A 22,127-nucleotide genomic window follows, 5' to 3' on the forward strand; every position below is an offset into this window, starting at 1 on the left:
TATCTTGCGCCCGGCCCTTTCGCCTGCCCTACCCCGCCAATGTCCACCGTCTTCAATTTCACCTTCGTCCCCTGGTTCCGCTCGGTGGCGCCCTACATCCACATGCACCGCGGCAAGACCTTCGTGGTCGCGATGGCGGGCGAGGCCATCGCGGCCGGCAAGCTGCCCCACATCGCGCAGGACCTGGCTCTGATCCAGAGCATGGGCGTCAAGGTAGTGCTGGTGCACGGCTTCCGGCCGCAGGTCAACGAACAACTGCGCGCCAAGGGCCACGAGGCCAGGTACTCGCACGGCATGCGCATCACCGACGAAGTGGCGCTCGACTGCGCGCAGGAGGCCGCCGGCCAGTTGCGCTACGAGATCGAGGCCGCCTTCAGCCAGGGCCTGCCGAACACGCCGATGGCCGGCTCTACCGTGCGCATGATCTCCGGCAACTTCATCACTGCCCGGCCGGTCGGCGTGGTCGACGGCGTCGACTTCCAGCACTCGGGCCTGGTGCGCAAGGTCGATGCCGCCGGCATTCGCCGCGGGCTCGACTTCGGCGCCATGGTACTGATGTCGCCCTTCGGCTTCTCGCCCACAGGCGAAGCCTTCAATCTGACGATGGAAGAAGTCGCGACCAGCGTGGCGATCTCGATCCAGGCCGACAAGCTGATCTTCCTGACCGAGATTGCGGGCATCGCGCAGGACCCCGGCCAGCCCATCAGCGAGGACAACCCCATCGACACCGAGCTGCCGCTCGACAGCGCCAGGAAGCTGCTGGCCTCCTTGGCGCCGGCCCAGGGCCCGACCGACACGGCCTTCTACCTGCAGCACTGCGTCAAGGCCTGCGAGGCGGGCGTGGAGCGCAATCACATCATCCCCTTCGCGGTGGACGGCTCGCTGCTGCTGGAGGTCTACGTGCACGACGGCATCGGCACCATGGTGATCGACGAGAAGCTCGAATCGCTGCGCGAGGCGACGGCGGACGACATCGGCGGCATCCTGCAGCTCATCGAGCCCTTCGAGCGCGACGGCACGCTGGTCAAGCGCAGCCGCACCGAGATCGAGCGCGACGTCGGCCAGTACACGGTGATCGAGCACGACGGCGTGATCTTCGGCTGCGCCGCGCTCTATCCGTATCCGGAAGCGAAGACCGCGGAGATGGCGGCGCTGACCGTTTCGCCGCAGTCGCAGTCGCAGGGCGACGGTGAGCGCATCCTGAAACGCGTCGAGCAGCGCGCCAAGGCGAGCGGCCTGGAGAGCATCTTCGTTCTCACCACGCGCACCATGCACTGGTTCCTGAAGCGCGGCTTCCAGCAGGTCAATCCCGACTGGCTCCCCGAGGCGCGCAAGCGCAAGTACAACTGGGACCGCAAGAGCCAGGTGCTGGTCAAGAAGCTGTAGGCGTGTAGACGACCTCGTCGAACGGATACAGCGGGCGCGCCAGCCGCTCGAACGGAAACAGCGCGTAGTCCGAACTGGTGACGCCCGGGCTGTCGCACTCGACCAGGCCGGCTGAGATGGGCACGAACACCGGCCGGCAGTACATGCGCGACTTCAGTAGCAGGAAGCGCGCACGGCGCGGATCGAGGCCGACGCTTTCGAAGGTGCCCAGGTCCCAGGGCTCGTGCGTGCGCTCGGTGACGACGATCTGCGCCGCGCCGATGTCGAACACCGCCGAGCGGCCCATGCAGGCGCGCTGGCCGGTGTAGGTCGGCCCCGTGATCACGTACTCGCCGTCCGTCAGCGCGCGCACGATGCCGCGCAGCCGCACGGGCGGTGTGCTGCGGCCGATCTTCGCGAGCGGGCGCTTGTGGCCGAGCAGCAGCTCGATCTCTGCGCCGACGCCGGCCTCGGTGCACTGCGCAACCGCCTGCGGATCGCACAGCAGGCCGGCCTGGATGCCCTGCAGGCCGGCCGCAAGCGCCGCCATCAGCACATCCATCGTGTCGCAGCTGCCGCCCGACATGCAGTTGTCGCCGTGGTCGAGCAGCAGCACCGGCCGATCGGCCTGCGCGGCCAGGACGCGGGCGCGCTCCAGCGACTGCGCCAGCGGCTCGGAGCGGTAGACGAAGTCCGCACGCGCCGCCCAGACGTGCTCCGCCAGCGCGGCCGCCACCCGGTCGGCCGCGGCGGCGTCGCCGTCGCCCACCACCACCACGCTGATGCAGGGGTTCGGGATGTCGGCCAGGCTGAAGCCGGCCAGCACCGAGACCGCGGCCATTCCATCGGCTTCCGCCGCGCGCGCCGCCGCCACCGCATCGCGCATCGCGCCTTCGGCGGTGGCGCTGCGCAGCGTGTGCGTCATCAGCGGCAGCCGGCGCCAGGCCAGCACGGGCCGGCACGTGCCGTCCAGCTTGGCGAACAGCAGCCGGCCCGCGTGCTCGCCGGTCTCGTACATGTCGATGTGCGGATAGGTCTTGAAGCTCACGATCACGTCGGCGTGGTCGATCATCTTCTGCGTCACGTTGCCGTGCAGGTCGAGCGCCACGGCGACGGGTACGCCCGGCGCGGCAGCCCGGATGCGCGCCAGCAGGTCGCCCTCGCCGTCGTCGCTGCCTTCGGCCACCATGGCGCCGTGCAGGTCGAGCAGCACGGCATCGCAGCCGGGCAAGGCGTCGACGATGGAGTCGCAAATCGCGGCGTAGGCGGCGGCCTCCACCCGGCCGCTGGGATTGGCCGAGGCCGAGATCGGCGTCGCCATTTCCGCGCCCCTGGCCTTTGCGAGATCGATGAAGGCCGACATGGCGGTGCGCCCGCCCTCGGCCTCGCGCCGGGCGTCGGCCCCGTACAGCGGCCCTTCGTTGCCGAAGGCCGAAAGCGGCGTGGGCACGGGCGAGAAGGTGTTGGTCTCGTGGTTCATCCGAGCGATGAGGACTTTCATGGCGCGCTCCTCAGTCCGGCACCCGGGGCGAAGTCGACGGCGCGAGGCGGGTCCATGGCAGGTCCGAGGGATCGGCCGACATCGGGCCCGGCGCACGTGCCACTAGGATCTCATGGGCGATCGGCGCGAAGTCGGCGCGGAAATGCACCGAGCTCTTGTTGACAAGGATCTTCATCCGCTCAGGCTCGATGCCCACGCAGCGGTACAGCGCGCGATCGAGCATCTGCTTCTTGCCGCTGGCGACCACGACCAGCACGCCCTCCACATCGAGGCAGGCGCAAGGGCCGAGCCGGACGCGCACGCCCGTCATCATCGGCCCCTGCAGCACGACCGTACCTTCGTGCAGCGTGCGCACCGTGCATTCGGCTTCCACCGGCGGGTCGCTCCATTGTCCCGACCAGGTGGGCACCGATCGGCCCAGCGCCAGCCGCAGGCGCGCGCCCTGCCCGGCCGCATGGGCGGCTGCAGCGGCCTCCGGGTCGTACAGCAGCCCGAGCGCCACCTGCTGCGGAAAGCGCTGTCCTGCACCCGCGCGCAGCAGCGCGTGCAGCATGCCGGTGGTGTTGCTGTCGGCACCGGCGCCGGGGTTGTCCTGGGTGTCGGCGATGACCACCGGACGCGCGGCCGTTGCCGCCAGCTCGAGCGCCTGGGCCACGGCGTCGTCCGGCGTCCAGGTGGCGACGCGCCAGCGCGCAGCCGGCTCGCAGATGTCGGCATACAGCGCATCCACCACCGCCTGCGCCGCGTCGCCGTAGGCCCAGACCATGGGGCCGCACTCGGGGAAATCGGCGGCCGGAAAGCCCATCGCGACGCTGGCCACCGTGCCGTGGCGCGCGTCCAGCCCGGGCAGGCTGCGATAGACAGCGCCGGCCGGTTCGATCATGGTGCAGCCGGCATTGATCGGAATCAGGAAGGGGATGCGGCGTGCCGCGACCGGCTCGCGCGAACCGCGCGCGAGGCGCCGTCCGAGCAGCTGCGCGGCCAGCCGGCCGGTCGCCTCGGTATCGACATGCGGATAGGTCCGGTAGGCCACAAGCGCATCGGCCAGCTCGAGCATTTGCTGCGTCACGTTGGCATGCAGGTCCAGGCTGGCCACGATCGGCAGTTCGGGCCCGACCAGCGCGCGCAGGCGCGCCAGCAGTTCGCCCTCGGCATCGTCGACGTGCTCGGCCACCGCGGCGCCGTGCAGGTCGAGGTAGATGGCGTCCAGTCCCGGCCCGGCCAGCGCGCTGCGCGTCGCCTCGCTGATGGTGCCCGCGATGCGCTCGAAAGCCTCGCGCGTCACCTGGGCCGAGGGCGTAGCGCCGGCCCAGCAGGACGGCAGCAGTTGCCAGCCGCGCGCCTGCGCCTCGGCGATAAAGCCGCCGGCCGGCAGGCTGGAGCCGGTGAAGCGCGCCAGCATCGCCGCCCCGTCCTCGTAGGCCGGGAAACTGTCGCCGCGCAGAAAGGCGGCCCAATCGGCGCGCGTCGGGGCGAAGGTGTTGGTTTCGTGCTGGAAGCCGGCGATCAGGACGTTCATGGTTTCATTGTGAGCTGCGAGAGGTTTGCCGCCCAGCCTGACCCGCGATCGGCCAGTGCGCCCCGCCCGGCGACCGCGATAATCGCAGCCATGAATCCCCTGCTCGCCAAGCTGCAGCCCTACCCCTTCGCGCGATTGCGCGAACTGTTCGCCGGCGTCACGCCGAACCCCGCCTTCGAACCGATCAGCCTCGGCATCGGCGAACCCAAGCATGCGACGCCGCCCTTCATCAAGGATGCATTGAGCAACAGCCTCGACACGCTGTCGGTCTACCCCGCGACCGCGGGCGAGCTCCCGCTGCGCGAGGCCTTCACCGGCTGGGTGCGTCAGCGCTACGGCCTGGCGCTCGACGCGGCGACGCAGGTGCTGCCGGTCAATGGCTCGCGCGAAGCACTGTTCGCGCTGGCGCAGACGGTGGTCGACCCCACGAAAATGCCGGCGCCGGTGGTGCTCTCCCCCAATCCCTTCTATCAAATTTACGAGGGCGCGGCCCTGCTGGCGGGCGCTGAACCCTATTACGTGCCGAGCGTGGCGGCGCGCAACTTCGCGGTCGACTGGGACAGCGTGCCGGCCGAGATCTGGGCGCACGCACAGCTGGTGTATGTCTGCTCGCCGGGCAACCCGACCGGCGCGGTGATGCCGCTCGAAGAATGGAAGAAGCTGTTCGCGCTCGCGGACCAGCACGGCTTCGTCATCGCCTCCGACGAGTGCTACAGCGAGATCTATTTCCGCGACGAGCCTCCGCTGGGCGGCCTAGAAGCGGCCGCCAAGCTGGGCCGCGACGACTTCCGCAAGCTGGTGGCGCTGACCTCGCTGTCCAAGCGCAGCAACGTGCCCGGCCTGCGCAGCGGCTTCGTGGCCGGCGACGCATCCATCCTGAAGCAGTTCCTGCTGTACCGCACCTACCACGGCAGCGCGATGAGCGGGGCCGTTGCGGCGGCCAGCATCGCGGCCTGGGGCGACGAAAGCCACGTGGTCGACAACCGTGCGCAGTACCGCGCCAAGTTCGCGGCCGTGACGCCCCTGCTCGAGCCGGTGCTCGACGTGCGCCTGCCCGATGCCAGCTTCTACCTCTGGGCGGGCGTGCCGGCAGCGTGGGAAGGAGACGACACCGGCTTCGCCCGCGAGCTCTACGCTCAATACAATGTGACGGTGTTGCCGGGCAGCTACCTGGCGCGCGATGCGCAAGGCGCCAACCCCGGCCGGGGCCGCATCCGCATGGCGCTCGTGGCCAGCACCAAGGAGTGCGTGGAGGCTGCGCAGCGCATCGTCCAGTTCGTTCAACGGGGCCGCTGAGCCCTCTTTCATCGATTCACATGACCCAACAACTCCAGCAGACCATCGACGCCGCGTGGGAAGACCGCGCCAACATCTCCGCCGCCAGCGCCCCGAAGGAAGTTCGCGATGCGGTCGAGCATGTGATCGCCGAGCTCAACAACGGCCAACTCCGCGTCGCCACGCGCGAGGCCGTGGGCCAGTGGACGGTGCACCAGTGGATCAAGAAGGCGGTGCTGCTGTCCTTCCGCATCAAGGACAACGAACAAATGCAGGCCGGCTCGCTCGGCTTCTACGACAAGGTGCCGACCAAGTTCTCGCACCTCTCGGCCGGCGAGCTGAAGGAAGCCGGCGTGCGCATCGTGCCGCCGGCCGTGGCGCGCCGCGGCAGCTACATCGCCAAGGGCGCGATCCTGATGCCCTCCTACGTGAACATCGGCGCCTACGTCGGCGAAGGCACCATGGTCGACACCTGGGCCACGGTCGGCTCCTGCGCCCAGATCGGCGCCAACGTGCACCTCTCGGGCGGCGTCGGCATCGGCGGCGTGCTGGAGCCGCTGCAGGCCGGCCCGACCATCATCGAAGACAACTGCTTCATCGGCGCGCGCTCCGAAGTGGTCGAAGGCGTGGTGATCGAAGAGAACTCCGTGCTGTCGATGGGCGTGTACATCGGGCAGAGCACGCCGATCTACGACCGCGCCACCGGCGAAGTCACCTACGGCCGCGTTCCGGCCGGCTCGGTCGTCATCAGCGGCACGCTGCCCAAGGACAATGGCAAGTACAGCCTGTACGCCGCGATCATCGTGAAGCGAGTGGACGCGCAGACCCGCGCCAAGACCTCGCTCAACGACCTGCTGCGCGACTGATGTCTGCCCCCCGGCTTGCCACTGCGTGTGCTTCGCCACCCTCCCAGGGGGAGGCGCGGCCCGCCTTGGGGCGGCCCCGGCGGCGGCCGCAACGTTCATTACAACCACGCTGAGGAGAGAAACCGATGAAGACGATGGAGCGAATTCTTCGCCTGATGGCCGAACGCAAGGCGTCCGACATCTACCTCTCGGCGCACTCCCCGGCGCTGATCCGCATCAATGGCAACTGCCTGCCGATCAATGCACAGGTGCTGCCGCCCGAAGCGCCGCTGGCCCTGCTGTCCGAGGTGGTGAATGAGGAGCGCATCGCCGAGCTGGAACGCACCGGCGAGCTCAACACGGCGATCGCGCTCGAGGATGCGGGCAACTTCCGCATCAGCGCCATGCGCCAGCGCGGCAGCTATGCGGTGGTGGTGCGGCACATCGCTTCGGTCATCCCCTCCTTCGCCGAGCTGAACCTGCCCGAGATCCTGAAGACGCTGGTGATGGAAAAGCGCGGCCTGATCCTGATGGTGGGCTCCACCGGCGCCGGCAAGAGCACCACGCTCGCCTCGATGCTCGACTTCCGCAACGAGAACGCCACCGGCCACATCCTCACGGTCGAGGAGCCGATCGAATTCACCTTCACCAACAAGAAGTCGATGGTGAACCAGCGCGACGTCGGCAGCGACACGCAGTCGCTGCAGATCGCGCTCAAGAATGCGCTGCGCCAGGCGCCCGACGTGATCCAGATCGGCGAGATCCGCGACCGCGAGACCATGACGGCGGCGATCGCCTATGCCCAGTCGGGCCACCTGTGCGTGGCCACGCTGCATGCCAACAACAGCTACCGCGCGCTCAACCGCATCCTGAGCTTCTATCCGGTCGAGGTGCGCGCCACCCTGCTGGGCGACCTCGGCGGCGCCCTGCGTGCGATCGTCGCGCAGCGCCTTCTGCGCACACCCGACGGCGCCCGCATGCCGGCGCTCGAAGTGCTGCTCAATACGGCGCTGGTGGCCGAGCTCATCGGCAAGGGCGATTTCTCGGGCGTCAAGGAAGCGATGGAGCAGTCGATGGCCGAAGGCTCGCAGACCTTCGAGGAAGACATCGCCCGGCTCATCACCGACGGCTTCATCACGCGCGAGGAAGGCCTCGCGCAAGCCGACTCCCCGACCAACCTGATGTGGCGCCTGCAGAACCGCGCCGCGCCCGCCGCGCGCCGCGAAGACCGCGCACTGCTCGACCAGGTCGACGAACCCACCTTCACGGACATCACGCTCGACGTCCGTCACTAGCCCTTCTCTTTTTTCAATGTCCCGAACGCTGCAACTCGCCGAACAACTGATCTCCCGCCCTTCGGTCACCCCCGACGATGCGGGGTGCCAGCAGATCCTCGGCGAGCGGCTGGCGCGGCTCGGCTTCCGGCTCGAGAGCATCGAAAGCGGCCCGACCGACTTTCGTGTGACCAACCTGTGGGCCGTGCGTCCCGGCGCCGCCGTGGCGCAGGCCGCGCGCACCGTCGCCTTCGCCGGCCACACCGACGTGGTGCCCACCGGCCCGCTCGAGCAGTGGAGCAGCCATCCGTTCACGCCCACGCACCGCGACGGCAAGCTCTACGGCCGGGGCGCCTGCGACATGAAGACCTCGCTGGCGGCCTTCGTGGTCGCGATCGAGGACTTCCTGGCCGCCACGCCCGATCCGAAGCTCACGCTCGCCCTGCTACTCACCAGCGACGAGGAAGGGCCTGCGCTCGACGGCACCGTGGTGGTCTGCAACACGCTGGCCGCTCGCGGCGAGCGCCTCGACTACTGCATCGTCGGCGAGCCGACCGCGGTCGAGCGCTGCGGCGACATGATCAAAAACGGGCGGCGCGGCACCATGAGCGGCAGGCTCACCGTCAAAGGCGTTCAGGGGCACATCGCCTATCCGCACCTGGCGAAGAACCCGGTCCACGCCTTTGCGCCGGCGCTGGCCGAACTGGTCGCGATCAACGCAGCCGGCGGCTGGGATGCCGTTGCCAACCCCTACTTCCAGCCGACCAGCTGGCAGATCAGCAACATCCATGCGGGCACCGGCGCCAGCAACGTGATCCCCGGCGCGGCGGTGATCGACTTCAATTTCCGTTTCTCGACCGAATCGACGCCCGAATCGCTGCAAGCGCGCGTACAGGCCGTGCTGGACGCGCACGGCCTCGACTGCACGCTGGCCTGGACCATCGGCGGCCTGCCCTTCCTGACCACGCCGGGCGAACTCGTCGGCGCGGTGCAGCAGGCGATCCGCGACGAGACCGGCATCGAACCCGAGCTGTCGACCAGCGGCGGCACCAGCGACGCGCGCTTCATCGCCAAGATCTGCAGGCAGGTGGTCGAACTGGGCCCCGTCAACGCGAGCATCCACAAGATCGACGAGCACATCGCCGTCGCCGAGATCGAACAGCTCAAGAACATCTACAAGCGCACGCTGGACCGGCTCGAAACGCTGCTCTCGGCATGAGCGCAGCGCAGAACTGCTTCAAGCAAGCTCGCGCCCTCTCGGGGGGCAGCGAGGACACGCAGTGCCGAGCGTGGGGGCAGTAATGAGCAGTGTCATCGAGCTGATCGAGGCCGGCGCGAAGCAGCTGGCCGATGCAGGTGTCGCCTTCGGCCACGGCACCCACAACGCCTTCGACGAAGCCGCCTGGCTGGTGCTCTGGCGCCTGGGCCTGCCGCTGGACGAGCTGGATGCGGTCGCCGATCGCGCGGTCGCGCCGGCGGATACAGTGCGGGTCGCCGAAGTGCTGGCGCAGCGGATCGCGACACGCAAGCCCGCGGCCTACCTGACCAAGGAAGCCTGGCTGCAAGGCGTGCCCTTCTACGTCGACGAACGCGCCATCGTTCCGCGCAGCTTCATCGCGGAGCTGCTGGCCGACGGCAGCATCGATCCCTGGCTCGGGGAACACACCCGACGCGTGCTGGACCTGTGCACCGGCAACGGCAGCCTCGCGGTGCTGGCGGCGATGACCTATCCGGAAGTGACGGTCGACGCGGCGGACCTCTCGCCCGCGGCGCTCGAAGTGGCGGCCATCAACATCACGCGCCACCAGCTCGACTCGCGCATCACGCTCATCGAATCAGACGGCCTGGCCAGTGTGCGCGGGCCCTACGACCTGATCCTTTGCAATCCGCCCTACGTCAACGCGAAGAGCATGGCCGGGCTCCCCGCCGAGTACCGCGCCGAGCCCGAGCTCGCGCTGGCCGGCGGCGCCGATGGCATGGACTTCATCCGCCGGCTTTTCGCCGATGCATCGGCGCGCATGAGCGAATCCGCCGTGCTGGTGCTTGAAATCGGCAACGAGCGCTCGCACTTCGAGGCAGCGTTCCCGCAGCTCGAAGTGGTGTGGCTCGCCACCAGCGCCGGAGACGACCAGGTATTGCTGGTCCCGCGCGAATCCCTGACTTAAAAATGCCCCCACGCTCATCACTTCGTGTATCGCTGCCCCCCGAGGGGCCGCTCCGCGCCCTTCGGGCTGCCGGGCGGGCGCTGACATGATCACCCTCAAGAACGTCATCCTGCGCCGAAGCGCCAAAGTGCTGCTCGACGGCGCCAGCGTCACCATCAACCCCGGCGAGAAGGTCGGGCTGGTGGGGCGCAACGGCGCGGGCAAGTCCACCTTGTTCGCGCTCTTCAACGGCACGCTGCACGAGGACGGCGGCGATTTCTCCTCTCCCAAGCAGTGGCGGCTGGCGCAGGTCGCGCAGAACATGCCCGAGACCGACGAGTCCGCCACCGACTTCGTGGTCGGCGGCGACACCCGGCTGGTGGAGTTGCGCGAGGCCCTCGCCGCCACCGAAGCTGCCCATGCGGCCGACCCCGACGATCACGATATCGGCATGGACCTGGCCCATGCCTACACCGACCTCGCCGATGCCGGCGAGCACGATGCCGTGCCGCGCGCCCAGGCGCTGATCCTCGGCCTCGGCTTCAAGGTCCATGAGCTCGATCAGCCGGTCAACAGCTTCTCCGGCGGCTGGCGCATGCGCCTGCAGCTTGCCCGGGCGCTGATGTGCCCGAGCGACCTGCTGCTGCTCGACGAACCGACCAACCACCTGGACCTGGACGCCCTGGTCTGGCTCGAAGCCTGGCTGCAGAAATACGCCGGCACGATGATCGTGATCAGCCACGACCGCGAGTTCCTCGACGCCGTGACCGACGTCACGCTGCATATCGAGCATGCCAAGCTCACGCGCTATGGCGGCAACTACAGCGCCTTCGAGACCCTGCGCGCCCAGCAGATGGAGCTGCAGCAGTCCGCCTTCGCGAAACAGCAGGACAAGATCGCCCACCTGCAGAAGTTCATCGACCGCTTCAAGGCCAAGGCCAGCAAGGCCAAGCAGGCGCAAAGCCGCGTCAAGGCGCTGGAGCGCATGGAAAAGGTCGCACCATTGCTGGCCGAGGCCGACTTCAGCTTCGAGTTCAAGGAGCCAGGGAACATCCCGAACCCGATGCTCTCGATCAGCGATGCGAGCTTCGGCTACCTGATCGAAGACGAGCCGCCCAAGACCATCCTGCGCGGCGTGAACCGTTCGGTGCTGGCCGGCCAGCGCATCGGCATCCTGGGCGCCAACGGCCAGGGCAAGTCGACGCTGGTCAAGACCATCGCGCGCGAGATGGGCGCGCTTGCCGGCACCGTGACCGAGGGCAAGGGTCTCAACATCGGCTACTTCGCACAGCAGGAGCTGGACGTGCTGCGCCCGCAGGACACTCCCCTCGAACACATGGTGCGCATGGCGCGCGAGCTCGGCTCGAGCGTCAAGGAGCGCACCGGCGAGCAGGATCTGCGCGGCTACCTGGGCAGCTTCAACTTCAGCGGCGACATGGTGAAACAGGCGGTCGGCACCATGAGCGGCGGCGAGAAGGCGCGCCTGGTGCTGGCGATGATGGTCTGGCAGCGGCCCAACCTGCTGCTGCTCGACGAACCGACCAACCACCTCGACCTCGCCACGCGCGAGGCCCTGGCCGTGGCGCTCAACGAGTTCGAAGGCACGCTGATGCTGGTGAGCCACGACCGCGCGCTGCTGCGCTCGGTCTGCGACGAGTTCTGGCTGGTCGGCCGCGGCGTGGTAACCGATTTCGACGGCGACCTCGACGACTACCAGCGCTACCTGCTGGACGAGGCCAAGCGCCTGCGCGAAGAGGCGAAGCTGGCGACGCGCGAGGCAGCCGTCGCCCTCGAAAAGGCTGCGCCCTCTCCCCAGGCGGCGGCCCAGGACCGCCAGCAGCGCAGCGAGCAAGCCAAGCCGCTCAAGCGCGAGCTGGCGCAGATAGACGAGCGCCTCGCCGCGGCCGGCACCGAAAAGGCCTCGCTCGAAGCGCGGCTGGCGAATCCGCTGCCGACGAGCGAGATCGCCGAGGCCGGCAAGCGCCTGAAAACGCTGAACGAAGAGATCGGGCAGCTCGAAGAGCGCTGGCTGGCGCTGTCGGACCGGCTCGAGGCGCTCACGGCCTGAGCAAGCGTGATAGGCTGCGCCGACTATGCCGTCGGCCATCGAACTCGCCCAGGGTGATCCGCAGCTGATTGCGGCGATCCGGCGCAGCCGGCGCCTGCTCGGCCGCAAGGCGCTGATCGCAGCCGCCGCGAGCGCGGTGCCGCTTCCCGGCGTCGATTGGGCCGCCGACGCGGCACTGCTCTCGCGGGTGGTGCCCCAAATCAGTGCGGAATTCGGCCTCTCAGTGGCCCAGATCCAGCGCCTGGGGCCTCATCAGCGCGAGGGCGTGCAGAAAGCGGCCGCCGCCGTCGGCGCCTTGCTGGTGGGCAAGCTCGTGACCCGCGAACTGCTGATCAAGCTGGCTCGCCATGCCGGCATCCGCCTGACGGCGAAGCAGGCCACCAAGTACGTGCCCATCGCGGGCCAGGTCGTCTCGGCCGCGCTGGGCTATGCCGCCTTGCGTACGCTGGGCGAGCTGCACATCAAGGAATGCGTACAGGTGGCGCAATCGGTCCGGCACCTGCTTCCGCCGCCTGAAGGGGCGCCCCGTGCCGAGCAGCCGGCGGCGCCCTCTCGCCTCCGCCAGACATGGAATCGACTCCGGCTGCACTGACCGGGCTGTGCCTTTGCCCCCACAAGCTGTTGGCATACCACGCCATGAAATCCGGCGCAATTGTGCAGCCGGGTCATAATGCGGCCAAAGCGACAGGCTCCGATCAGGGGCGAGCCCCCAGAGGCCAAGACAGGGATCAAGGTGAGGAGAGCGAAAGATGAATGAGACAGACCTCGCAGCATCGATAGAGCGACTCATGGCCCGGGTCGACTACTACCTGCACTGCGAGCTGGACGAAGAGTACGATCACGACCGCCCGGACACGGCGCGCCGTCAGCTGGAGACGGCCCTGCGGCAGGAGCTGCTGCGCGCGAGCGCCGTCGGTATCGTCTCCGCCATCTCGAGCACTCACCCGGCCATCGATGGCAACGAGGCGGCCTGAACTTAGCGCCAGAACTGCTCCCCCAAGAGGCCCGCAAGCCGACAGGCATGCGGGCCTTTCCTATTGGGCCGGCTTTTGCAGCGCCTCCGCGAACTTCAAGACGTACTTCGATATGGCGCCGTGATTTCCCGGTCTTCCAAAAGACTGCCCATGGTGGGTTTCAGTGCCTTCGCATGTTGATATTGAAGTTTCTACTTCACCTGTTCGCGCCTGGTTCTATAGGCCATTCGTTGTATGGATGAAAGTCCACCTGAGGCGTAAAACGTTTGCGCCCGATGGGCCTGCGTGTCTGTCTGTCTGATCGATGTGTCCTGAAGTGAGTGGCTCGGGCCCTGGTATCACTGCCCGTGGCGGGGCAAGGGGAAGATCATGGACAAGCCTCATGGTAAGACTGTGCCATGCGCTTCCGCGGCAGCGGCGGCGATCATGATGTTGGGCTCTGCATGGGCGCACGAGCAAGGCCGAATGACGGGTGGTGGAAGCTTTTTCTGCAGTGAGCTCGCGACAGGGAATCAAAGAGTGACGCACGGGTTCCAGTTGCATTGCAAGACCGACGATCAGCCCAGCCCTGCAGAGCCGAACAATCTGGAAATCAACTTCTCCGGTGGCGACAATTTCCATCTGACCACTTTGACCAAGGCCCTGTGCACCGACACTGAGGCGATCCAGCAACCCCCGAGCGCGCCCTTCGACACCTTTGAGGGAGCCGGAACCGGCACCTTCAACGGCCAGCCGGCGTCGATCACGTTCACATTCACCGATGGCGGAGAGCCTGGCACCAAAGACACTGCGCTGGTCGTCATCACCCTGACGGGAGCCGCGACGCCCGCGCTCAAGTGCGACACGGCCACCCCGCTGACCTTCGGCAATCATCAAGCGCACAGGCTGACCGGCAACAAGTAGTCAAGGAGTCGCGCAATCCGAAGGGCTCCGTTGTGGCGAAAAGAAAACCTGGCGTGCGCCGGGCGCTGGCTGGCATTTGTCTGGCAGCGCTGTCGGTGCCCCCAGGTGCATCGCTGGTCGCGGCCGAGGCCGACAAAGCGTCCTCGGCCAAAATGGACCAAGCAGCCGGTGGGTATATCGAGGGCGACGAATCGAGCTCGGCAAGCCTGGGCGGGGCGATCTACAGCCCGTTCAGCACCGCTTTCGACACGGCGGGGGCAAAGCCCAGGGTCTACGCCACGCCGAGCCGGCAGAACGGAGACGAAGGATCGGCTGGCTTGGTCACGACGACGATCGCGACGTTCGTCGCGCTGGGCTTGCTCCTCAGCCTTGTCCGCTTCCTCATCGTGGGTTGAGAAGTTGCGCTATCTCTGAGCCTCACCCGGTTCCAGCTTCACCGACGCCGCCTCGCAAGGCCATCTTCGCGACTGCCTCGGCAAACGCCATCAACTCATCGGACAGCGGTGCCCCGGGTGCGACTACGCCAGTACGCTCCGCCAGGATTTGGCAGGCCGCACGCGAAGGCACCGAACGGTCGGGACTTGAAGTACCTGGATCTTCCGAAGAAGGAGCTGAGGAGGCCGTCATTTCCATTGACTTGCTCGAGCGCCGGAAGAACGCTGATTGCCTCTCGGCTCCGGGCGACGAGCAAATCGGTCCGTCGGACGCGCGAGGCGCAACAGCCTTCGCTCCGCAATGGCGACCCTCGCGAACAGCAGCAGATCGGCGTCGGCAGGCCCTGGCCCTCCACCTTCGATCTGCTTCCTGAAGGCGACCACGATTCGGTCCACTACCGCACTGCGAACCTGCACAGCCGCAAGCCTAGCCTTACGCACGCTTCTGCGGTAAGGGTCGATCGCCACATTCGCGGTCGTTGTCATCACGTTCCAGCAGCCCTGTGACATTCATCTCGTTCTACCGTCGGTGAATGTGAAAACATCCCATATGTAGTTCTATTGTCTTACTTTTTTGTGGATTGTCCAGCTTCTTGCTGAGGGCAACCCGCCTTTGGAGGCAGCACCTCCGCTGGCGAGGGCTGCGGGTAAAAGCTCGCGTCGTGGGAGTCCGATCTCTCGCCGAGCTCCTGCTGGAGATCAGGGCTTTCAAGATGGAGTCGAGAGTCAGGGCGAAAACGCCCTTCGCGCGATGGCTCTGCTGTTGGGTGCGCAAACAGAGCGGTTGGGTGGTAGGACGTACAAGATTCGAACTTGTGACCAACGGATTAAAAGTCCGCTGCTCTACCAACTGAGCTAACGTCCCACTCTTTGTTTTTCTCGCCCGGCGTCGAAGCCGGCAAAGCCCGAAATTATAGCGTGCCGTTGCGCGCGATCCGGTCCAGAACCCAGCCCGCCGCACATTGTCCGAAGGTGGCCGTCACGCTCACCACCGAGCCGTAGCCATGGCAGTTGAGCGAACCGTCGCCCTCCTCGATCGCGCACGAGGCGTCGGGCGGCGCCACGCTTTCGCGGCTGAAGACGCAGCTCACGCCGATCTTGCGGCCCTCGCGCGGCGCGCCATGTTCCTTGCGCAGGCGCTGGCGCAGTTGCGCGAGCAACGGGTCGTGGGTGACCAGAGCGAGGTCGTCGATGTCGACCTTGTGGGCCAGCCGCTTTCCACCGGCCGCCCCCACGGTGATGAAGCCGGTGCCGGTCTCGCGTGCCCAGGCCGCCATGGCCAGCTTGGCGCGCACCTGGTCGCAGGCATCGATGACGGCCGCCACGGACCCGTTCGCCGACTGCGCGCTCGCCAGCAGGTCTTGCCAGTTGCCGGGCTCGACGAATTCGTCGATGGCCAGCACCTCGCAGGCCGGATGGATGTGCGTGATGCGCTCGCGCATGGCTTCGACCTTGGCCTGACCCACGGTGGTGTCGAGCGCATGGATCTGCCGATTGATGTTGGATTCGGCGATGTGGTCGAGGTCGATCAGCGTGAGGCGCCCGACGCCGCTGCGCGCCAGTGCCTCGACCGCCCAGGAGCCGACGCCGCCGATGCCGGCGACCAGCACATGAGCGTCGCGGATGCGGCCCGCGCCCGGCACGCCATAGAGCCGCTCGAGCCCGCCGAAGCGGCGGGCCAGATCGGCGTCGTCCAGGGGGACGGCGGCGGGCTCCGGGTTCAAGCCGCTGCCCCGGGTCTACCGGAGGCGCAAAAGGCGCTCACGCCCGGCCTGCGCGGCTTCGGACTGCGGATAGGCCTTGGTCAGGTCCTCGAGCGTGCGGCGTGCCGCGCGCGTGTCCTTCAGTTCGATCTGGCAGTTCGCGATCGACAGAACCGCCTCGGGCGCCTTCGCGTGATCGGGCGCCAGCGAAAGCATCGACCTGAAATTGGCGATCGCCTCGTTGTAGTTGCGCGTGGCGTACTGCGCGTTGCCGAGCCAGAACAGCGCCGACGGGTTGTAGCCGCTTTGCGGGTAGCGCTTCACGAACTCGGCGAAGGCCGTCTGCGCCTGAGCGAACTGGCCGGCGCGGAAGATGCCCAGCGCGGCATCGAAGTCGGCCTTCTCCTTCGGGTCGGCCGTGAACTCGCGGCCGTCGACCGCGACCTTCGCCGGCTCGTTCCTCTTAAGCCGATCGTCGATCTCGGCCTGGCGCTGCTGAAGCTCGGTGATCGTGCGCGTGAGCTGCTCGTTCTGGCCCGTCATGCGCTGGAGATCGCCGCGCATCTGCTCGATCTGCGTCTGCAGATCGAGCAGGCTGCGCCGCAGCTGAGCGTTCTCGTCGTTCTGGCGCTGCTCGGCCTGCTGACGCATGGCCTCGACGCGCTGGCGCAAATCGAGGATCGCGCGGCGTGCCTCGTCGTCCTCGAACAGCGCAGCCTGTGCGCCCAGCGAGGCACACAACAAGGCGGCAGCGAGGGCCGCGCTACGCAGGGAAACTCGTCGCATCATCAATCAACGGTAGGTGATCTCGGCGCGACGATTCTGCGCCCAGGCGTCTTCGGTGCTGCCGGGCGCCGCCGGCTTTTCCTTGCCGAAGCTCACAGCCTCGATCTGACTGTCCGGCACGCCCAGGAGGCCGAGCGAACGACGCACGGCTTCGGAGCGCTTCTGGCCCAGCGCCAGGTTGTATTCGCGGCCGCCGCGCTCGTCGGTGTGGCCTTCGATCGAGATGCGGCGCTGCGGATTGGCCTTCAGAAAGCGGGCATGGCCATCGATCAGCGACTGGAACTCGGGCTTGATCGTGTAGCTGTCGAAGTCGAAATAGACGATTCTTGCCACGCCGACGGGGCCTTGTGCGGTCTGCGCGCGCGGGTCGATGCTGACCGGCGCGACGCCGCTGGCCGCTCCGCCAGACCCTCCGGCGGTGCCTGAGCGGTCCACCACCGGCGTGTCGCTCAGCTTGGTGCCGGACGAGCACCCGGCGATCAGCGCCACGATGGCCAGCGAATAAATCGTACGTTTCAACATTTCGAACTCCTCAAGTTAATCATTGCTTTTGAAACGGACCCCAGTCCGGTTCTCGGATGTCTCCCGCCTGTCCCGCCAGTCGAGCTTTTATTTTTCCATCGAGTGTCGTGGTCATCAGCGCCTCCCTGCCTTGCAGCCGGGTGGCATAGACGATCAGCTTGCTGTTCGGGGCGAAACTGGGGTTCTCGTCGGCCGTGGTATCGGTGAGCGCCGTCACGTTGCCGGTCGCCAGTTCCATCACGTGGAGTTTGAAGGCACCACCCACCCGCGAGATGTAGGCCAACCACCGGCCATCGCCGCTGACCGACGGAGAAATGTTGTAGGTGCCGCTGAAGGTCACGCGCGTCGGGTTGCCGCCGCTGGCGCCCATTTTGTAGATCTGCGGGGCACCGCCGCGATCGCTCACGAAATAGATGGTGCTGCCGTCGGCAGAGTACACCGGCTCGGTGTCGATGCTGTTGCTCTGCGTGAGTCGGCGCGGTTCGCCGCCGTTCGACGAGATGGTGTAGAGCTGCGAACCGCCGTCGCGGCTCAGCGTGACGGCCAGTGTGCCGCCGTCGGGCGCCCAGGCCGGCGCACTGTTGGAGCCCTTGAAGTTCGCCACCAGCCGCCGCTGGCCGCTGGCGACGTTGTGCACGTACACCACCGGCTTGCGCGATTCGAAGGACACGTAGGCGATCTGTGCACCGTTGGACGACCAGACCGGCGAGATGATCGGCTCGGGGCTCGCGAGCGCGGCCTGCGCGTTCTCGCCATCGGCATCGGCGACCCACAGGTTGTAGCGGGTGCCGCCCTTGGTCACGTAGGCGATGCGGGTCGAGAAGATGCCTTTCTCGCCGGTAAGCTTTTCGTAGACATAGTCCGCGATGCGGTGCGAGGCGAGGCGCAGATCGCCTTGCGGCACGGTGTAGCTCTGTCCGCCGAGATCCTGGCCGCGCACCACGTCCCAGAGGCGGAAGCGCACGTCGTAGCGGCCGTCCGCGAGCCGCGTCACGCTGCCCACGACCAGCGAATCGGCCGTGCGTTGCCGCCACAGGCTCAGGTCGGGACGCGAGGTCTCGTCCAGCGACTGGCCCGACGCGTCGACGCCGCGGAACTGGCCGCTGCGTTCGAGATCGGCCTGGACGATGGCCGCGGGCTTTTGCGGCGATGCGTCTTCACCCTTGAAAGGCGCAAGCGCGATCGGCAGCTGCGTCAAACCGACGCCCGACACCTCGACCCTGAACTGGGCGAGCGCGGGAAGAACGGGGGAGGCGGCCAGTGCCGCGATCAGTGTGCGGCGGACGGAGAACGATGAAGAAGGGGTTGGGGAGAATTCTTGCAACGGCTTTTTCATGCAGTTCGGAGAGGTTTCCGGGATTTAAGTTTCACGTCCCGGACGAAACGAGGCCACATGGTACACAAGGCGATGCACGCAAGGTCACAAAACGTGTATGTGCCGGCGTGGTCCTACAGCAGGCGGCGACTCTACGCAACCGTAGAATGCGCCGCCATGCAGCCTTCCCCCGACGCCGAGTCCGCGCGCCCTCCTCTCACGCGCCGGCTCGCGCGACTCATGACCTGGTTCGGGGGCTCGCGTCGCTGGTGGGCACTCGGGCTCGTCACGGCCCTCGTCGCCGCCTTGACCGAGCCGCTGATGCCCGCGCTGCTCAAGCCGCTGCTCGACCGCGGTTTCACGCGCGGACAACTTGCGCTCTGGATGGTGCCGGCAGCCATCATCCTGCTCTTCGCGGTGCGCGGCCTGGCGCAGTTCGTCTCGCAATACGCGCTGGCACGCATCGCCAACGAAGGCATGCAGCGGCTGCGCCGCGTGATGTTCGAACGGCTGCTTGCGGCCGAGCTCGCCCTCTTCTCGCGCCAGTCGGCGAGCGCACTGTCGAACACCGTGGTCTACGAGGTCCAGACCGGCGCCATGCTGCTGGTGCAGGCACTGCTGGGCCTGTCGCGCGACGGCTTCACGCTCATTGCGCTGCTGGCCTACCTGATCTATCTGAACTGGAAGCTGACCTTGATCGTCGGCGTGCTGGTGCCCGGCGTGGCCTGGATCATGAAGGTGTTCTCGAAGCGCCTCTATCGCCTCACGCAGCTCGGACAGCAGGCCACCGACGAGCTGGCCTACGTGGTGGAGGAGAACGTGCTGGCCCACCGCATGGTGCGCCTGCACAACGCCGAGGCCAGCCAGACCGAGCGCTTCGACCGCCTCAGCCAAAGCCTGAATCGCCTGGCCGTGAAGTCCACCATCGCCTCCGCCGCGATGACGCCGCTGACTCAGGTCGTGGCGGCCGTCGCGCTGTCGGTGGTGGTGATGATCGCCCTCTGGCAAAGCGGCGAGCAGGGCCTGACGGTGGGCGGCTTCGTCGCCTACATCACGGCGATGCTGATGCTGATCGCGCCGATCCGTCGCCTCGCCGACATCGCCGGCCCGATCACGCGCGGGCTCGCAGCGCTCGAGCGCGGCCTGACCTTGATCGACAGCGTCGCCTCCGAATCGCAGGGCCGCTTCGAGACGCCGCGAGCCGAAGGCCGTATCGAGCTGCGCGCGGTGCGGGTCAACTACCGCGGCGAAGACGAGGCGCGGGCGCTCGACGGCGTGAGCCTCTCGATCGCGCCCGGCGAGGTGGTGGCCTTCGTCGGGCCATCGGGATCGGGCAAGACCACCCTGGTCAACCTGCTGCCGCGCTTCGTGCTGCCGAGCGCCGGCCGGGTGCTGCTGGACGGCCACGACGTCGCCGATTGGCAGCTGAAAAGCCTGCGCGCGCAGTTCGCGATGGTGAGCCAGGACGTGGTCATGCTCAACGACACGCTGGCCGCCAACGTGGCGCTGGGCGCCGCGGTCGACCGCGAACGCGTGCTCGCCTGCGTGGCGGCCGCGAACCTGGCCGTGCACGTCGAGAGCCTGCCGCAGGGCATCGACACCGTGCTCGGCCACAACGCGACGCAGCTCTCGGGCGGACAGCGGCAGCGCCTGGCGATCGCGCGTGCGCTCTACAAGGACGCGCCCGTGCTGCTGCTCGACGAGGCCACCTCGGCACTCGATACCGAATCCGAGCGACTGGTGCAGGAGGCGTTGCAGCGGCTGATGCAGAGCCGCACCACCTTGATCGTCGCGCACCGGCTCTCGACCATTCAGCATGCCGACCGCATCATCGTGATGGAGCACGGCCGCGTCGCCGAGCAAGGCAGCCATGCGCAGCTGATGGCGCTGGACGGGCTCTATGCGCGGCTTCAGACGCATGCGGTGCGCAGCGCCACCGCCGGCCACGATCCGACGCTCTAGCGCGGCCGGCTAGAGCAGCACGATGTCGTACTGCCCCTGCCCCATCGCAGGCTCCGCCTGCAGCGAGATCGGCTTGCCGATGAAATCGCTGAGTCCCGCGAGATGCTGGCTCTCCTCGTCGAGAAAGAGCTCGATCACCTGCGGCGACGACACGATGCGGAACTCGCGCGGCGTGAACTGGCGCGCCTCGCGCAGGATCTCGCGCAGCACGTCGTAGGCGACGCTGCGCGCGGTCTTCACGATGCCCTGCCCGTTGCAGGCCAGGCAGGGCTCGCACAGCATGTGGGCCAGCGACTCCCGCGTGCGCTTGCGCGTCATCTCGACCAGGCCCAACTGCGAGAAGCCGCCGGCCGTGGTCTTGACGCGATCGCGCGCGAGCTGCTTGCGGAACTCGGCCAGCACCTGCTCGCGGTGGTCGTCGCGCGCCATGTCGATGAAGTCAACGATGATGATCCCGCCCAGGTTGCGCAGCCGCAGCTGCCGCGCAATGGCCTGCGCGGCCTCGAGGTTGGTCTTGAAGATGGTGTCGTCGAAATTGCGTGCGCCGACGAACCCGCCGGTGTTCACGTCGACAGTGGTCAGCGCCTCGGTCTGGTCGACCACGAGGTAGCCGCCGGACTTCAGGTCGACGCGGCGGCCCAGGGCCTTGGCAATTTCCTCGTCGATCGAATAGAGGTCGAAGATCGGCCGCTCGCCCTTGTAAAGCTGCAGCTTGCCGGCCGCCTGCGGCATGAACTCGAGGCCGAATTTGAGGAGCAGGTCGAACTGCTCGCGCGAGTCGATGCGGATGGTCTGCGTGTCCTCGCTGGTCATGTCGCGCAGCACGCGCTGCAGCAGGCTCAGATCCTGGTGCAGCAGCGACATCGGCGGCATGCGCGAGGACAGCTCGCGGATGCGCGACCAGGTCTTGCGCAGGTAGGCGATGTCTTCGGCCAGCTCGGCATCGCTCGAATCCTCGCCGTTGGTGCGCAAGATGAAGCCGCCGGTGTTCTCGGGCACCACGCCCCCGCTGTCGGCCGCGGCGGCGGCCTCGATCAGCGCCTGCATGCGCGCGCGCAGCGCTTCACGCAAGTCGGGCGGGATTTTCTGCGAGACGCCGACATGGTTGTCCTGCGGCAGGAAGACCAGCAGCCGGCCGGCGATGCTGATCTGGGTCGACAACCGTGCGCCCTTGGTGCCGATCGGATCCTTGATCACCTGCACCAGGAGCGACTGCCCTTCGAACACCTGCTTCTCGATCGGCACCACCGCGCCGCCGTTGCGGCTGTCGCGCTCCGGCTGCGCCGCGCTGGGGCGCGAGCCGGGCGTGAAAGGCGCCACGATGTCGGCGACGTGCAGGAAAGCCGTGCGGTCGAGCCCGATGTCGATGAAGGCCGACTGCATGCCGGGCAGCACGCGCGAGACCTTGCCGAGGTAGATGTTGCCGACCAGCCCGCGCTCGAGCGTGCGCTCCACGTGCAGTTCCTGGACGGCGCCATGCTCGACCAGGGCGACGCGGGTCTCCTGGGGGGACCAGTTGATCAGGATGTCTTGCATT

Annotated in this window: 19 protein-coding genes and 1 tRNA gene; 12 read left to right on the top strand and 8 right to left on the bottom strand. The window is 67.5% G+C overall.

Going from position 1 to position 22,127, the window contains the following annotated elements; all coding sequences use genetic code 11:
- Positions 1-39: 39 nt before the first annotated feature.
- A complete protein-coding gene (gene argA / locus EJI01_RS01820) occupies positions 40-1,386 on the top strand; it encodes an amino-acid N-acetyltransferase (RefSeq protein WP_126835403.1) in 1,347 nt (448 codons plus the stop codon).
- Here argA and EJI01_RS01825 read toward each other — a convergent pair.
- Together EJI01_RS01825 and EJI01_RS01830 are read right to left on the bottom strand one after the other, a co-directional pair.
- Entirely contained in the window at positions 1,373-2,866 is a 1,494-nt protein-coding gene (locus EJI01_RS01825; RefSeq protein WP_126835404.1) for a M81 family metallopeptidase, read from the bottom strand. The two genes, argA and EJI01_RS01825, sit on opposite strands and share 14 nt — an antisense overlap.
- 10 nt (positions 2,867-2,876) lie before the next feature.
- Positions 2,877-4,385, bottom strand: coding sequence for a M81 family metallopeptidase (locus EJI01_RS01830; RefSeq protein WP_126835405.1), 1,509 nt, complete (start codon positions 4,383-4,385; stop codon positions 2,877-2,879).
- A 90-nt stretch (positions 4,386-4,475) separates the two neighbouring features.
- Here EJI01_RS01830 and dapC point away from each other — a divergent pair, with 90 nt between their 5' ends.
- From dapC to EJI01_RS01880, 10 genes are all read left to right on the top strand, one after another.
- Positions 4,476-5,681 carry a succinyldiaminopimelate transaminase gene (gene dapC, locus EJI01_RS01835; protein ID WP_126835406.1) on the top strand — a complete coding sequence of 402 codons (1,206 nt, stop codon included), beginning with the start codon at positions 4,476-4,478 and terminating at the stop codon, positions 5,679-5,681.
- Between the two features lie 20 nt (positions 5,682-5,701).
- The gene (gene dapD / locus EJI01_RS01840; RefSeq protein ID WP_126835407.1) at positions 5,702-6,526 is read left to right on the top strand and encodes a 2,3,4,5-tetrahydropyridine-2,6-dicarboxylate N-succinyltransferase; all 825 of its coding nucleotides are present in this window, start codon (positions 5,702-5,704) and stop codon (positions 6,524-6,526) included.
- A 125-nt stretch (positions 6,527-6,651) separates the two neighbouring features.
- Positions 6,652-7,800 carry a PilT/PilU family type 4a pilus ATPase gene (locus EJI01_RS01845; RefSeq protein ID WP_126835408.1) on the top strand — a complete coding sequence of 383 codons (1,149 nt, stop codon included), beginning with the start codon at positions 6,652-6,654 and terminating at the stop codon, positions 7,798-7,800.
- Positions 7,801-7,816: 16 nt separating this feature from the next.
- A complete protein-coding gene (gene dapE, locus EJI01_RS01850) occupies positions 7,817-8,998 on the top strand; it encodes a succinyl-diaminopimelate desuccinylase (RefSeq protein ID WP_126835409.1) in 1,182 nt (393 codons plus the stop codon).
- An 82-nt stretch (positions 8,999-9,080) separates the two neighbouring features.
- On the top strand, positions 9,081-9,944 hold the full coding sequence (gene prmB, locus EJI01_RS01855; RefSeq protein WP_126835410.1) for a 50S ribosomal protein L3 N(5)-glutamine methyltransferase: 864 nt from the start codon (positions 9,081-9,083) through the stop codon (positions 9,942-9,944).
- An 85-nt stretch (positions 9,945-10,029) separates the two neighbouring features.
- Positions 10,030-11,991: an ABC-F family ATP-binding cassette domain-containing protein gene (locus EJI01_RS01860; RefSeq protein WP_126835411.1), complete on the top strand. Its 1,962-nt coding sequence runs from the start codon at positions 10,030-10,032 to the stop codon at positions 11,989-11,991.
- 25 nt (positions 11,992-12,016) lie between these two features.
- The gene (locus EJI01_RS01865; protein ID WP_126835412.1) at positions 12,017-12,583 is read left to right on the top strand and encodes a hypothetical protein; all 567 of its coding nucleotides are present in this window, start codon (positions 12,017-12,019) and stop codon (positions 12,581-12,583) included.
- 157 nt (positions 12,584-12,740) lie between these two features.
- Positions 12,741-12,965, top strand: a complete 225-nt coding sequence (locus EJI01_RS01870; RefSeq protein WP_126835413.1) for a hypothetical protein — start codon at positions 12,741-12,743, stop codon at positions 12,963-12,965.
- Between the two features lie 369 nt (positions 12,966-13,334).
- Positions 13,335-13,868 carry a hypothetical protein gene (locus tag EJI01_RS01875; RefSeq protein WP_126835414.1) on the top strand — a complete coding sequence of 178 codons (534 nt, stop codon included), beginning with the start codon at positions 13,335-13,337 and terminating at the stop codon, positions 13,866-13,868.
- Between the two features lie 53 nt (positions 13,869-13,921).
- Positions 13,922-14,263: a hypothetical protein gene (locus EJI01_RS01880; protein WP_126835415.1), complete on the top strand. Its 342-nt coding sequence runs from the start codon at positions 13,922-13,924 to the stop codon at positions 14,261-14,263.
- 828 nt (positions 14,264-15,091) lie between these two features.
- Here EJI01_RS01880 and EJI01_RS01890 read toward each other — a convergent pair.
- The 5 genes from EJI01_RS01890 to tolB all read right to left on the bottom strand — a co-directional run bounded on the left by EJI01_RS01890 (position 15,092) and on the right by tolB (position 18,649).
- Positions 15,092-15,167, bottom strand: a tRNA-Lys gene (locus tag EJI01_RS01890).
- 46 nt (positions 15,168-15,213) lie between these two features.
- Entirely contained in the window at positions 15,214-16,026 is an 813-nt protein-coding gene (locus EJI01_RS01895) for a ThiF family adenylyltransferase (RefSeq protein ID WP_126835417.1), read from the bottom strand.
- A 15-nt stretch (positions 16,027-16,041) separates the two neighbouring features.
- On the bottom strand, positions 16,042-16,791 hold the full coding sequence (ybgF, locus tag EJI01_RS01900; RefSeq protein WP_126835675.1) for a tol-pal system protein YbgF: 750 nt from the start codon (positions 16,789-16,791) through the stop codon (positions 16,042-16,044).
- 6 nt (positions 16,792-16,797) lie between these two features.
- Positions 16,798-17,313 carry a peptidoglycan-associated lipoprotein Pal gene (pal, locus tag EJI01_RS01905; protein ID WP_126835418.1) on the bottom strand — a complete coding sequence of 172 codons (516 nt, stop codon included), beginning with the start codon at positions 17,311-17,313 and terminating at the stop codon, positions 16,798-16,800.
- Between the two features lie 19 nt (positions 17,314-17,332).
- Complete coding sequence (gene tolB / locus EJI01_RS01910) at positions 17,333-18,649, bottom strand: Tol-Pal system beta propeller repeat protein TolB (protein ID WP_185878783.1); 1,317 nt, start codon at positions 18,647-18,649, stop codon at positions 17,333-17,335.
- A 156-nt stretch (positions 18,650-18,805) separates the two neighbouring features.
- Between tolB and msbA the strand changes: the two genes are divergently transcribed.
- Entirely contained in the window at positions 18,806-20,590 is a 1,785-nt protein-coding gene (msbA, locus tag EJI01_RS01915; RefSeq protein ID WP_126835419.1) for a lipid A export permease/ATP-binding protein MsbA, read from the top strand.
- 9 nt (positions 20,591-20,599) lie between these two features.
- On the opposite strand, the gene rng is transcribed toward msbA, so the two are convergent.
- Positions 20,600-22,126, bottom strand: a complete 1,527-nt coding sequence (gene rng / locus EJI01_RS01920; RefSeq protein WP_126835420.1) for a ribonuclease G — start codon at positions 22,124-22,126, stop codon at positions 20,600-20,602.
- Position 22,127: the final 1 nt, after the last annotated feature.

The organism is Variovorax sp. MHTC-1 (genome assembly GCF_003984645.1).
Classification (GTDB): Bacteria; Pseudomonadota; Gammaproteobacteria; order Burkholderiales; family Burkholderiaceae_C; genus Variovorax.